The 14242-nt window shown below is 73.4% G+C and carries 8 protein-coding genes; all 8 read right to left on the bottom strand.

Going from position 1 to position 14242, the window contains the following annotated elements; genetic code table 11:
• Positions 1-56 precede the first annotated feature (56 nt).
• Positions 57-1145, bottom strand: a complete 1089-nt coding sequence (gene prfA, locus IRY44_RS12580; protein WP_194800575.1) for a peptide chain release factor 1 — start codon at positions 1143-1145, stop codon at positions 57-59.
• Between the two features lie 88 nt (positions 1146-1233).
• Positions 1234-1458, bottom strand: coding sequence for a 50S ribosomal protein L31 (gene rpmE / locus IRY44_RS12575; RefSeq protein ID WP_013288272.1), 225 nt, complete (start codon positions 1456-1458; stop codon positions 1234-1236).
• Between the two features lie 313 nt (positions 1459-1771).
• Complete coding sequence (locus tag IRY44_RS12570) at positions 1772-5200, bottom strand: phosphodiester glycosidase family protein (RefSeq protein WP_194800574.1); 3429 nt, start codon at positions 5198-5200, stop codon at positions 1772-1774.
• Between the two features lie 141 nt (positions 5201-5341).
• The gene (gene rho, locus IRY44_RS12565; RefSeq protein ID WP_194800573.1) at positions 5342-7438 is read right to left on the bottom strand and encodes a transcription termination factor Rho; all 2097 of its coding nucleotides are present in this window, start codon (positions 7436-7438) and stop codon (positions 5342-5344) included.
• Between the two features lie 336 nt (positions 7439-7774).
• A complete protein-coding gene (thrB, locus tag IRY44_RS12560; RefSeq protein ID WP_194800572.1) occupies positions 7775-8677 on the bottom strand; it encodes a homoserine kinase in 903 nt (300 codons plus the stop codon).
• 64 nt (positions 8678-8741) lie between these two features.
• Entirely contained in the window at positions 8742-9986 is a 1245-nt protein-coding gene (locus tag IRY44_RS12555) for an MFS transporter (RefSeq protein WP_194800571.1), read from the bottom strand.
• Positions 9987-9995: 9 nt separating this feature from the next.
• Positions 9996-10817, bottom strand: a complete 822-nt coding sequence (locus IRY44_RS12550) for a polysaccharide deacetylase family protein (protein WP_194800570.1) — start codon at positions 10815-10817, stop codon at positions 9996-9998.
• A 116-nt stretch (positions 10818-10933) separates the two neighbouring features.
• Positions 10934-14179, bottom strand: coding sequence for an efflux RND transporter permease subunit (locus tag IRY44_RS12545; protein WP_194800569.1), 3246 nt, complete (start codon positions 14177-14179; stop codon positions 10934-10936).
• Positions 14180-14242: the final 63 nt, after the last annotated feature.

Below are 14242 nucleotides of genomic sequence, written 5' to 3'. Positions count from 1 at the left end.
GGCCCCCTGTTAACGCATCCGGTAGAGGAAGGGCCCCCGCTCAACACCCCCAGCGGTCAGCGGCGGGACAGCTCGGTCTCGCCGGCCAGCCGGGCCGCGCGGTCCGCCTCGGTCAGCGCGTCGAGCACCCCGTCCAGCTCGCCGGCCAGCGCCAGGTCCAGGTTGTACGCCGTGTAGCCGATGCGGTGGTCGGTGATCCGGTTCTGCGGAAAGTTGTAGGTGCGGATCCGCTCGGACCGGTCCACGGTGCGGACCTGCGCCTTGCGGGCGTCCGAGGCCGCCGCGTCCGCCTGCTCCTGGGCGGCGGCGAGCAGCCGGGCGCGCAGGATGCGCATGGCCTGCTCCCGGTTCTGCAGCTGCGACTTCTCGTTCTGGCAGGAGACCACGATGCCGGTCGGCACGTGGGTGATCCGGACCGCCGAGTCGGTGGTGTTCACCGACTGCCCACCGGGGCCGGACGAGCGGAACACGTCGATACGCAGCTCGTTCGGGTCGATGGTGACGTCGACGTCCTCCGCCTCGGGCAGCACCAGCACACCGGCGGCGCTGGTGTGGATGCGGCCCTGCGACTCGGTGACCGGGACGCGCTGCACCCGGTGCACGCCGCCCTCCCACTTGAGCCGGGACCAGACGCCGTTGCCGCCCTCCGGTACGCCCTTGCTCTTGATCGCCAGCGAGACGTCCTTCACGCCGCCCAGGTCGGAGTCCTGCGCGTCGATCACCTCGGTGGCCCAGCCGTGCCGCTCGGCGTACCTGGTGTACATCCGCAGCAGGTCACCGGCGAACAGTGCGGACTCCTCGCCGCCCTCGCCGGCCTTGATCTCGACGATGACGTCCTTGGCGTCGTGCGGATCGCGCGGGATGAGCAGTTCCGCGAGCCGCTCCTCCAGCGCCGGCAGCGAGGCCGCGATGGCGTCCGCCTCGGCGCCGAACGTCGGGTCCTCGGCAGCCAGCTCACGGGCCGCGGCCAGGTCGGCGCGGGCCTGCTCCAGCTCACCGGCCGCCTTGTGCAGCGGGACCAGCTCGGCGTACCGACGGCCGACCCGCCGGGCGGTGCCCTGGTCGGCGTGGATGGCCGGGTCGGCCAGCCGCCGCTCCAGCTCGGCGTACTCGTCGAGGAGGGCGGCCAGACGCTCACTGCTCATGCTGCGGATGCTCCTTGGAGGTGGAACCGGCACAAACGGACGAACGCCCGTGCCCGGCAGGAGCCGGGCACGGGCGTCGTCGACGGAGCTACTTGGCCTTCTTGGCCTGAACCTTGGCGTACTTCTGCTGGAACTTCGCGACCCGGCCGGCGGTGTCCAGCACGCGCTGCTTACCGGTGTAGAACGGGTGGCAGGCGCTGCAGGTCTCGACGCTGATGGCGCCGCCCTTGGCGGTGCTGCGGGTCGTGAACGTGTTGCCGCAGGAGCAGCGGACCTCGGTGGTCACGTACTCCGGGTGGATGTTGGGCTTCATGTCGCCTCGGTCCTTTCGTCGGTGGTCGCCGGGTCGCCGTCGGTGCTCCCCGTCGTCACGACGGGCTCGGGCGTGAACCGGAACCGGTGGCCGATTGACCAGTCTGCCACGGGCGTCTTCCACCCGGCACAGGAGGTCCGCCACCTCCAACGCCGGCCCACCCGTCAGCATTCCCACCCCCACCCCACCCACTCCCCCACCGTCCCCGCCCCCCGCCCCCGGCCCGACCCCGGCGATCATGAAGTTAGCGGCGTTTCCTGTCGCTTTTGTCCGGGCCAACTTCATGATCACCGGGGCGGAGGGCGGGGGTTGGCTACCGGGTCGTAGTCACCTGGGTCTCGGCCTTCACTCCGTTCACCGTGACCGTCAGCTGGACCTGGGCACCGGGGCGCAGGGCGGTCAGCTTGCCGGTCAGTGGGTCGAAGCGGGCGGCGTGCCAGGGGCGTACGCCCGCCGCACCGCCGACGTGCAGGTTCGGCGAACCGGACCAGTCGGCGCTGACCGGCGCGGCCACCGGCACCTGCCGGCCGCTGGGCTGGGTGAGAGTGGCCGCGACGTCGGCCGGCGTATGCCGGGACACCTGCGCGGGCGCGGTCAGCGCGAGCCGGTCGACATGCGCGTGCATCTCCGCGCTCACCCACTTCGGCCCCTCGGCCAGCGGGTCACGGCGGGCCCGCTCGGCCTCCCCCGGCGTCACCGGGTCCACCCCGAACTCGGTCCACCCGGTGAACCCGCCGAGCGCCGCAGGGGTGGACGGATCCTTGCCCGAGTTGCCGTTGATCACGTACGGCACGCCGTCCACCCGGTCGGCGTGGAACGTGCCGACGTGGCCGTTGACCATGACCGCGCCCTTGCCGGTGCGGTGCTGGAAGTCGGCCAGCCACTGCTCGACCAGTGCCGCCTCCTTGCGGTCGCCGAGCTGGCTGGCCTTGGCCGGGCTCGGGTCGCGCGGCGGGTGGTGGAAGAACACCGCCACCGAGCCCACCGAGCGGTCGGCGGCGGCCTGGTCGAGCGTCCGGCGCAGCAGCTCCACCTGGTCGAACCCGCCGCCGCGCAGCGACCCGGTGGCGGTGCTCAGCGTGAGGAACCGGGTGCCCCGGTGGTCGAAGACGCGCGAGGTGTCCCCGAAGACGCTGCGGAAGTTGTCGATCGGCGCGCCCATGATCTCGTGGTTGCCGGGCACGTAGTGGTACGGCACCTCGCCGCCCAGTTCCTCGTCCAGGATGCGCTTGGCCAGCGTGAAGTCGGCCGGGTAGGCGGTGTCCACGAAGTCGCCGTTGATGATGAGGAAGTCCGGCCGCGCGGCGCGGACCTCGCGCAGCGTACGGCGGGCCTGGGCGACCAGGTCGCTGTCCGGGTTCGCGGCGACGAACTGGGCGTCGGAGAGCACCGCGAAGCGCCAGGGCGCCCCGTCCACAGTGCCGTCACGGACGACCACCCGATCGGTGCGGTTCGGCTCCGGCGGCGCCTGCACGTCCGGCGGCACCCGGGCCACCAGGTCGTCGATCACCACCTCACTGCGGTACTGCTTGGCCGGGTCGGTCTCGGCCACGTAGAACCGGCGTACCCGCACCGGGTACTGCACGCCCGGTGGTACGGCGAACTCGACGTACTTCCAGCCGGTCCAGTCCAGGTACGGGCCGCGCAGCACGAACTGGGTGTCCTGCGCGTCGTGCAGGTGCAGGCTGGGCCACTCGCCGGTGCCGTTCGCCTTGATCCACATGCCGAACGCCTGCGGCTGGCCGGGGACGTCGATCCAGGCGGGCGGGTCGGCGTACGCGGCCCGGGTGCCGGTGGACTGGCTGAAGTCGTACGACATCCGCAGCCCGACCCCGGTGTGCCCCTCGGCCGGTGCGACCGACCCGGAGGCGCGGGCCTGGCTGAACTTCCAGGACGCCGCGTCGTCGAACCCGGCCACCGGCACGTCGGTCAGCCCGACGGTCACCGGCAGGACCGTGGTGCGGTTGCCGACCCGCGCGGTGACCAGCGCCGAGCCGGTCGCGGCGAGCGCCTTGACGGCCAGGTTGCCGTCGGCGGTGGGGGTGACGGAGAGCAGGTCGCTGTCGTACTCCAGCGTCAGGTCGGCCGGCTCGATCGGCGCGGTGTTGCCCTCGGCGTCGTAGCCGACTACGCCGAACAGGCCGCTGTCGCCGGCCCGGTCCAGGCCGACCCGGTCGACGGTGCCGTCGATGCGCGCCAGCGGCCCGAGCACTGTCAGCTCGATCGTGCCCCGGGCCCGGCCGCGGGCGGCCGTGACGGTGCTGCGGCCGGGGACGGCCGCCCGGAACACGCCGTCGCCGTCGACCCGTCCGTGGGTGGCGTGCCAGCGTGGCTCGCCGGCGGCCGGGCCGTACGTCTCGTCGTATCCGGCGGCGGTGAGCCGGCGGGTGAGGCCGGGGAAGACCCGGTCCGGCCGGCCGCCGCGCACCGGCGCGACGCCGGGTGCGGCGGTCGGGTCGCTGGCGGTCTCCAGCCAGTAGCCGGTGAGCCGGCCGCTGCCCTTCGGCGCGTAGACGGCGAGCCCGTTCGGTACCGGCCGCTCGCTGCCGTCGGACGGGCTGTTCTCCACCTGGACCGTGGCCGCGCCCGGCTCCCGGGCGAGCAGCGTGGAGGAGCCGCCGCCGTCGAGGTTGAGCGCGTTCGCGGCGCCCAGCTCGGCCATCATGCGGCCCATCTCGGTCTGGGTAACGCCACGGCTGTCCACCTGCCGGCCGTCCACGGTCAGCATGATCATCTTGCGGCCGTCGGCGGAGAAGCCGACGGCGGTGCGCGGGGCCAGCGACGCGTCGGCGATGCTCTGCACCACGCCGTCGCGGACCAGCACGTTGCCGCCACCCACGGCGGCGCGCAGGTCACCGCCGTCGGAGGCCCGCGGCCGCCAGGTCAGGTCCACCGCGTCGCCGGGACGCAGCGCGGCGAGCGCGTCGGCGCCGGCCTCGCGGCCGAGCAGCACGGTGGTGCCGGCCGGGATCGGCCCCTCGCCCGCCGTGGTGGCCACGCTCGCCACCCGGCCGCCGGTCACCGTCACCTCGACCGTCCGGGCCGCGCCCTCCACCGCCCGCGTGCGGGTGTACGCCCCCCAGAGCGGCGTGAACACTCCGACGCCGTCGCGCTGCACCATGTTGTTGAACTGGGTGAGCGGCACCGGCCCGGCGGGCAGCGTCGCGGTGCCCTCGAAGCCGACCTGGACGACCCGGCCGATGCCCTGGGCGCTGATGCCGGCCGCGTTGGAGTGCCCGGCGACGGGCGACTGCACCAGTTCGCCGGAGCGGATGCCGACGCCCTGGGCGGCACCGGAGTTGTTGATGTCGAAGAAGTCGCCGTTCACCGCCGCGACGGCACGGGAGCGGTCCACCGCGGCGCGCAGCGGCTCGTCCTTGGTGACCTCACCGGAGTTCACGTAGTCGACGGTGAGCCCGCCGGCCAGGTCCGCGGTGAGGGCGTCGGCGCGCAGCCAGCCGGCCGCGTCGTACCTGTCGAAGGAGGTCAGGTCGAGGCCGGGCGCGACCGGCCGGGTGGTCTTGGCGGTCTCCAGGCCGCCGGCCGGTTCCACACCGGCGAGCGCGACGGCGGAGTCGGGACGGGAGGAGGCGCGTGGCGCGTCCTCGGCGGCGGTGGCGCCCGGCGGTGCGACGGCCGACGGCGCGGCAGTCGCGGCGGAAGGTGGCGGCGCGGTGAGGGTCAGCAACGGCGTCAGCAGCAGGACGCCGGCGAGGCGGGCGGGTCGACTGCGGGTTCGCATGGACGACAGTCAACCCGACGGTGAACAGAAGTTTCAATACCTAGCGGCTTAACCGTAGAAAAACTTCACGACCTGCCACCCGGTACGCGACGAGGGGCACGGCCGATGCGGCCGTGCCCCTCGTTCGTCGGAACCGTCAGCTCACTCGCCCGGAGTGGACTTCGCGATCTGCATCAGGAACTCGATGTTGGTGCGGGACTGCTTGAGCCGGTCCAGCAGGAGGTCGAGCGCCGCCTGCGAGTCCAGCGAGTGCAGCACCTTGCGGAGCTTGTGGATGATCGCCAGCTCCTCCGGCGCGAGCAGGACCTCCTCCTTGCGGGTGCCGGAGGGGTTGATGTCGATCGCCGGGAAGACCCGCTTGTCGGCGATCTTCCGGTCCAGCTTCAGCTCGGCGTTACCCGTGCCCTTGAACTCCTCGAAGATGACCGTGTCCGCCATGGACCCGGTCTCCACCAGCGCGGTGGCGAGAATGGTCAGCGAACCGCCGTTCTCGATGTTGCGCGCCGCGCCGAGGAAGCGCTTGGGCGGGTAGAGCGCGGTGGAGTCGATACCACCCGACATGATCCGGCCGCTGGCCGGCGCCGCCAGGTTGTACGACCGCCCGAGCCGGGTCACCGAGTCGAGCAGCACGACCACGTCGTGGCCCAGCTCGACCAGGCGCTTCGCCCGCTCGATCGCCAGCTCCGCCACTGTGGTGTGGTCCTGCGGCGGACGGTCGAACGTGGCCGCGATGACCTCGCCCTTCACCGACCGCTGCATGTCGGTGACCTCTTCCGGCCGCTCGTCGACGAGCACCACCATCAGGTGGCACTCCGGGTTGTTGCGGGTGATCGCGTTCGCGATCGCCTGCAGCACCATCGTCTTACCGGCCTTCGGCGGCGACACGATGAGCGCCCGCTGGCCCTTGCCGATCGGCATGACCAGGTCGATCACCCGGGTGGTGAGGATGTGCGGCTCGGTCTCCAGCCGCAGGCGCTCCTGCGGGTAGAGCGGCGTGAGCTTGTAGAACTCCGGCCGGCGCTTCGCCTCGTCCGGCTCCATCCCGTTGATGGTGTCCAGCCGGACCAGCGGGTTGTACTTGTCGCGCCGCTGCTCGCCGTCCCGCGCGGCCCGCACGGCGCCGGTGATCGCGTCACCGCGGCGCAGGCCGTACTTCTTGATCTGGGACATCGAGACGTACACGTCGTTCGGGCCGGCCAGGTAGCCGGTGGTCCGGACGAAGGCGTAGTTGTCGAGCACGTCGATGATGCCGGCGACCGGGACGAGCACGTCGTCCTCGCCGACCTGCGGCTCACGGCCGCCACCGCTGTCACCCTCGCCCCGCTCGCCGCGGCCGCGACGACGGTCCCGGAACCGGCTGCGCCGGCCCCGCCGGCCGCCGCCCTCACCGTCGTCGTCGCCGTCGTTGTCCCGCTCCGCGCGCTGACCACGGTCGTTACGGTCACCCCGGTCGTTGCGGTCGTTACGGTCGCCGCGCTCGTTCCGGTCGTTGCGCTCGGCGCGCTCGCCCCGCTCGTTGCGGTCGTTGCGGTCGCCCCGCTCGCCACGCTCGGCGCGGTCACCACGGTCGTTGCGCTCACCGCGCTCGGCCCGGTCACCGCCACGGTCGGCCCGCTCGCCGCCACGCTCGGCCCGGTCGCCGCCACGCTCGGCCCGCTCGCCGCCACGCTCGGCCCGGTCACCGCCACGCTCACGGCCCCGGCCCTCGTTGCGCTCACCGCGCTCGGCCCGGTCACCGCCACGCTCGGCGCGCTCGCCGGTCTCGGCGGGCGCCTCCTCGGCGCGCGTCGTCTCGGCCGGCCGCGCCTCGGTCGCCGGCGCCTCGGCCGGTCGGGCCTCGGTGGTCGCGGCGGCGGCCCGGCTGCGGCGACCGCGGGTACGACCCTCGGTCACCTCGGCGGCCGGCGCCTGCTCGGCGGGGCGTGCCTCGGCCCGCTCCTCACGGACCTCCGCGTGCACCTCCTCACGGGCGGGAGCAGCAGCAGCCGCCACCTCGGCTCGCGGTCGAGGGGTTCCGGCCGCGCCGCCCTGCTGCCGCTCGGTGATGGCACTGATCAGCTCGCCCTTACGCATGCGAGCGGTACCAGAGATGCCGAGCGAAGCGGCCAGGCTCTGCAGCTCCGGCAGCAGCATCGCCGACAGACCGGTGCCGCTCCGCCGGCGGCGTGTGGGGGCGGCGGTGGTGGCATCGCCAGCGACGTTGGAAACATCCGACGTCACGTCGGTGGTGTCGCTCAATGGATTCCTTCCCTCGATAGGCCGGGCTGCCCGGAGTCGTGGAACCAGGTGGCCGGGCGGCCTCGGTGCACCCGCCTCGCATGGACGCGTCGCGGGAGTCTGTGACACAGCAGCCGGTGGTTTCCCGACTCACCACCATCGGTGAGCAGGTCTCGCCGTCTGCGGCGACCTGTGGAAACTGCGGTGCGGCGTGGGCCTTGAGCAGGGGTGACGGGCTACCGCCGAGAGCTTCGGGGGTGCGCCGAACCGCAGGAAGATCGCATGCTTCGCGGCTGTGCTAGGTCTAGAGCGTAATCGCCTCGTCCGACCTGCGGCAACAGGGCCCCGCTCGGCGTGTCAAAGTCTACCCCGGATGACCCGGGCACCGCTGACATCTATCGGCAACTCCCACCGGCGCCAATCTGTTCCCAGCCGGAATCCCGCCGGGACCTCGGAGAGCGCCAACACGGTCGGCCCCGCCCCACTGACCACAGCCGCCACACCCGCCGCACGCAGCTCAGCGACGAGCGCCGCCGTGGCCGGCATCCCCGGCGCCCGCTGCTCCTGGTGCAGCCGGTCGACCGTGGCCGGCAGCAGCAGCGCGGGATCGGCGGTCAGCGCGTGCACCAGCAGGGCCGCCCGGCCCGCGTTCGACGCCGCGTCGGCGTGCGGCACGGTGGCCGGCAGCGCCGCCCGGGCCACCGCGGTCAGACCCCGCTCGGCGGGCACGAAGACGGTCGGGCGCACGGCCGGCGCCACCGGCAGCGAGACCGCCCGCGCGCCACCCGGTTCGGTCCAGGCGATGGTGAAGCCGCCGAGCAGGCAGGGCGCGACGTTGTCCGGATGCCCCTCCAGCTCGGCCGCCAGGCGCAGCGCGGCGTCGTCGTCCATCCGCCGCTCGCCGCCGGCAACCAGCGCGCGGGCCGCCAGCACCCCGGCCACGATCGCCGCCGACGACGAGCCGAGACCGCGGGCCTGCGGGATGCGGTTGATGCACTCCAGCGCCAGGCCGGCCGGCTGCGCGCCGAGCACGTCGAAGGTGGCCCGCATGGCGGTGACGATCAGATGCCGCTCGTCCGACGGAAGCTCGCCGGCGCCCTCGCCGGTGACCGACACCCGTACGCCGCCGTCTGTCACCTCGGCCGTGACGTCGTCGTGGCGGCCCAGGGCCAGCCCGAGCGCGTCGAAGCCGGGGCCCAGGTTGGCGCTGGTCGCGGGCACCCGGACCCGCACCGGGCCGGTGGTGAATGTGGTCGGCACCGGCTCATGCTAGGACGTCACCCCGACAGCCCGGCCGGACCGCCCGGAGCGTGGGACCGGCGTGTCAGCCGGTGCGCTCGGGGGTCGGCGTGTCGACCGGGTCGGTGAGCGAGAGCCGCCGGGTGGCGAACCGCCAGCCGATCGCGTACACGACGGTGACCAGGCCGCAGCCGGCCAGCACGGTGCGCTCGTCCACCCGGTCCACCACGAGCGCCACCACGAGCTGGCTGACCGCGATGGCGAGCGTCGCCAGCATCATGTCGGTGGCGAAGACCCGGCCCCGGAGCCGATCCGGCACCTCGCCCTGCAACGCGTAGTTGGACAGCACCCAGTTGCTGCCGCCGCCCAGGTGGGCCAGGAACACCAGGACCAGCACCAGCGGGAACCAGGTCACCACCGACGCGCCCAGGTAGGCCAGGCCGTACAACGACATGGACATCGCCAGGCCGGTGAGCAGCCAGGCCCGGTTGCTCAGCACCCGGCGCATCATGATCGGGCCGACCAGCGCCCCGGCGCCGCGGGCGGCGAAGAGCAGACCGGCGCCGACCGCGCCGACCCCGTACACCCCGGCGAGCAGCGGGAAGACGGTCAGCACGCCGTTGCCCAGGCCGACCGCCGACTTGACAGTCACCAGCGCCAGCACGCGCGGGCGGTGGGCGATGTAGCGCAGCGCCTCCCGGATCGCCGCCCACGTGCGCGGCACCGTCGCCGTCGGGTCGCGCGGGGCCTGCAACGGCCGGCGGATCAACGCGGCCAGGCCCGCGGCGGCGACCAGGCCGACGGCGGCGACCCAGAAGCTGGCGTACGGGCCGGCCGCGGCGCTCAGGATCCCGCCGAGCGAGGCGCCGACCACTGTCATCGTGCCCCAGGCCGACCCGGCGACCGCGTTGCCGGCGGCCAGGTCCTCCGGGTCGACCACGTTCGGCAGCGCGGCCTGGGCGGCCGGCGAGTAGAACGCCTTCGCCACCGCCACCAGCGCGATCGCCGCCAGCGCCAGCCACGCCGTACCGGCGCTGCGCACGCCGAGCAACAGCAGCACCCCGGCCAGCGCGCCCACGTTGGCCACCATCATCACCTTGCGGCGGTCGAACCGGTCGGCGATCGTTCCGGCGTACGGAAGCAGCAACGCGGTCGTGCCGGTGTCCACCGCCAGCACCAGCGCGCCCCAGACCCCGCTGCCGGTCAGGTCGGGCAGCAGCACCAGCAGCGGCACCATGACGAACCAGTCCGCACCGAAGACGACCAGCTCGGCGAGGAACAGGTGGCGGAAGTCGCGGTTGCGGACCAGGACCGACAGGGTGGGTGACACGCGGGCACCCTACCGGGCCGCCCCTGTGGCGGCAGCGCGGCGCAGCAGGTCGGAGACCGTGACGAAGGTGTATCCCCGGGCCCGCAGACCGTTGATCATGTCGGGCAGGCCGCGGAGCGCGACGAGCCGGGTGTCGTTGCCGACGTCGTGGCCGAGCAGGACCGTGCCGGGGCGTACGTCGGCGACGATGCGCCGGGCGTGACCGGCCGGGTCGTGCGGGAACTCGCTCTCGACCATCTGAAGCGTCCAGAGCACCAGGCGGTAGCCCAGCCGGGCCGACGCGTACAGCACCGACCCGCCGAGGTGCCCCCACGGCGGGCGCAGCAGCCGGGGCGCCGAGCCGGTGGCCGCCGTGATCGCGTCGTGGCTGCGGCGCAGGTCGTCGTAGACCGTCGCGGCGTCCATCCGGGCCAGGTCGCGGTGCGCCCAGCTGTGGTTGCCGACCTCGTGGACGTCCATCCGGCCGCGGACCAGCGCGGCGTGCTCGCGGGCCCGTTCACCGACCAGGAAGAAGGTGGCCGGCACCCGGTGCTCGGCGAGCGTGTCGAGCACCATCGGGGTCCACTGTGGGCGTGGGCCGTCGTCGAAGGTGAGCGCCACCAGGGGTTCCTCGGTGCGGACGCCCCAGACGACCTGCACCCCGCCGGTGCCGACGTCCTGGTGGCGGTTGCCGAGCGTGGCGCTCGCCGGCCCGCCCGCGATCGGAAGCCGGCGGTCGGCCACCCAGGTGCTCTCGGCGGTCGCGAACGAGCCGACCACGGCCCCGCCGAGCAGCAGCGCGGAGCGGCGCAGCACGGCACGCCGATCCCACCGGCCCGCACCCCCCGCCATCGCACCCCCGAACCGAAAGTAGGCATCAGCTCACTGAGCGTACCGCCCGGCCCGGTTCCGGTGTGTCCCGCGCGCCGAGGTGCCGGGAGGGGCCCGCGCGGGCCCCTCCCGGTCCGTCACTCGGTCGGCGGCAGCGGCGACTGGCGGCTCTTGGGCAGGCGGAGCACCTCGAACTGGTCGGTGCCGTCGACCAGCGCGCCCGACGGGCGGGCCGGCGGCGGCGCCACCACGGCCCGCTCCTCGGCGCGCTCCCCGCCGCCGACCGTCACCGGCACCGGGTCCGGCTCCGGCTTCGGCCCGACCGGCTCGGGAGCGCCGCCCCGCCGCCGGTTCCGGAACGAGCCCTTCGTGTGCTCGACCATCGTGTAGAGCGTCGGCACGAGCACCAGCGTCAGCAGCGTCGAGCTGAGCAGGCCACCGATCACCACGACCGCCAGCGGCTTGGAGATGAAGCCGCCCTCGCCGGTCAGGCCGAGCGCCATCGGCAGCAACGCGAAGATGGTGGCAACGGCGGTCATCAGGATCGGCCGCAGCCGACGCCGGCCGCCCTCCACCACCGCCTCGGTCACGTCCATGCCCTGGGCCCGGTACTGGTTGATCAGGTCCATCAGCACGATCGCGTTCGTCACCACGATGCCGACGAGCATGAGCACGCCGATCAGCGCCGGCACACCCAGCGGCGTGCCGGTGACGAGCAGCAGCCCGATCGCGCCGGTCGCGGCGAACGGCACCGAGATCAGCAGGATCAGCGCCTGGGTCAGGCTGCGGAACGTGGCCACCATGATCAGGAAGACGATCGCGATGGCCGCCAGCACCGCGAGACCGAGGTCCGCGAACGCGTCCGCCTGGTCGGCGCTGACGCCGCCGATCACGTACGTGGCGCCCGGCACGTCCAGCGCGTCCAGCCGCTTCTGCAGCTCCTGCGTGGTGGCGCCCAGGTTCGAGCCGGTCGCCGTGCCGGTGACCGAGACGCTGCGCTCCCCGTCGATCCGGGTCACCTGCTGCGGGCCGTCGACCTGCTCGACGTCGGCGATCGCGTCCAGCGGCACCGCGCCGACCCGCAGCGCCTTCAGCTCGTCGACGGTCAGCGGCGGCCGGGCGCCGCTGCTCAGTACCACGCTCTGCGCCGTACCGTCGAGCGTCACCTGCCCGAGCGGCGCACCCCGGTACGTCTGCGCGACGAGCTGCCCGACTGCCGCCTCGGTGAGACCCGCGCGGGCCGCCGCCACCCGGTCCACAGTCACCTCGACGCGAGGCACCTGCGTGGCCAGGCTGCTGGTGACGTCCTCCACGCCCGGCGTGCCGGCCATCGCGCCCCGTACCGCCTCGGCCGCCCGGGTCAGCGTCTCCTGGTCGGCGGCCTGCACGACCACCTCGACCTGGTTGGCGGAGGCGTTCTGCCCGCCGCCGAACGTCAGCTCGCCCACCTCCGCGCCGAGCGCGTCGAACTCCTTGCGCAGGTCCTGCCGTACCGCCGCGGCGTCGGTGTCGTCGGACAGCGACAGCGACCAGGTGGCCCGGTCACTGCCGCCGCCCGCGAACGGGTTATCCCCACCACCGGCGCTGACCTGGTAGGTCTCCACCCCCGGCGTACGCCGCAGCACCTCCTCGACCCGCGCGGCGGCCCGGTCGGTGCCGGCGAGCGAGGTGCCGGCCGGCATCTCCTGCCGGATGGCGAGCGTGTCCTGGCCGGAGTCGTCCAGGAAGTTCGTCTCCAGCTTCTGCGCCAGGCCGAACGTGCCGAGCAGCACGAGCAGCCCGAGACCCACGGTGGCCCAGCGGGTCTTCCGCGAGCGGGTGGCGAAGTCGATCACCGGCAGGTACGCCCGCTGCAACGGGTTGCGCAGCTCCTTCTCCTCGGCTTCCCGCCGGGCCGCGGCGTCGTCGGCGCCGCCGCGCGGCCGCAGGAACCAGTACGCCAGCACCGGGATGACTGTGAGCGACACCAGCAGCGACGCGAGCAGCGCCACCGTCACGGTGATCGCGAACGGCGCGAACAGCTGCCCGACGAAGCCGCCCACCAGGGCGATCGGCGCGAACACGGCGACAGTGGTGAGCGTGGACGCGGTCACCGCGCCGGCCACCTCGCGTACCGCGGTCAGGATCGCGTCCCGCTTCGGTTCGCCGTACTCCAGGTGGCGTTTGATGTTCTCCAGCACCACGATGGAGTCGTCCACCACCCGGCCGACGGCGATGGTCAGCGCGCCGAGGGTGAGCAGGTTCAGCGAGTAGTCGCCGGACCAGAGCACGATCAGCGCGACCAGCACCGACAGTGGGATGGACACCGCGGTGACGACGGTGGAGCGCACCGACAGCAGGAACACCAGGATCACCACGACGGCCATGACCAGGCCCAGCAGGCCCTCGGTGGTCAGGCTCTCGATGGACTTCTCGACGAACGGGGCCTGGTCGAAGACCACCGTCAGCTCGGCGCCGGAGGCCTCCGACAGCTCGTCCAGCCGGTCCCGGATCTCGTGCGAGATCTCCACCGCGTTGCCGTCCGGCGCGGCGGTCACCGCGATGCCGAGGCTGGGCTTGCCGTTGGTCCGGGTGAACGAGGTGGCCGGGGCGAGCTGCTGCTCCACGGCGGCCACGTCGCCGAGGCGTACCGGGGCGGCGGGAGCCGTGGTCAGCACGATGCCGCGCAGGTCGTCGACGGTCCGGATCGGCGTGCCCACCTGCACCGGCAGCGACCGGTCGCCGTCGGCGAGCGCACCTGCCGGCACGGCCACACCGTTGCTCTTGAGCGCCGACGCGATCGCGGTCGGCGCCACCTTGGCGGCAGCCAGCTTCGCCGGGTCCGGCGTGATCGTCACGACCTGGTTGCGCGCACCGGTGACGTCCACCGAGCGGACGCCGTCCAGCGCCTCCAGCTCCGGTACGACGGCGTTGCGCAGCTTCTCCGCCAGCGCCCGCTCGTCGCCGTCACCGGTCGCGGCGACCACCACTGCGGGCAGGTCGTCGGTGCTGCCGGCGATGACCTGCGGGTCGACGCCCTCGGGGAGCTGGGAGTCGATCCGGTTGAGCGCGGTCTCCATCTTGTTCACGACGTCGTCCAGGTCGGTGCCGAACTCGTACTGCACCTGGACCGTGGCCGCGCCCTCACGGGAGGTCGAGGTGACCTCGTCGAGGCCCGGGATGCCCTTGAGGCTGTTCTCGATCGGCTCGGCGACCTGGGATTCCACGATCTCCGGCGCGGCGCCCGGGTACGTCGCCACGATGAACGCGGCGGGGAACTCCAGCGACGGCAGGAGCTGCTGCTTCAGCGACGGCACGGCGAACAGGCCGAAGGCCGTGGTCACCAACGCGACGAGGGCGATCAGCCCCCGGTTGGCGAGGCTGAATCTGGCGAGCAGCGACATCGGCGTTACTCACTCCTGGAGAGGTGTCCGGCAGGGGGGTGTCTGAGTCTGCCGCACGCCCCG

The sequence above is a fragment of the Micromonospora sp. ANENR4 genome, from assembly GCF_015354395.1.
GTDB classification, from domain to species: Bacteria; Actinomycetota; Actinomycetes; order Mycobacteriales; family Micromonosporaceae; genus Micromonospora; species Micromonospora aurantiaca.
The sequence above is the reverse complement of the archived record's forward strand: the minus strand, read 5'-3'. Positions and strand labels throughout refer to the sequence as shown.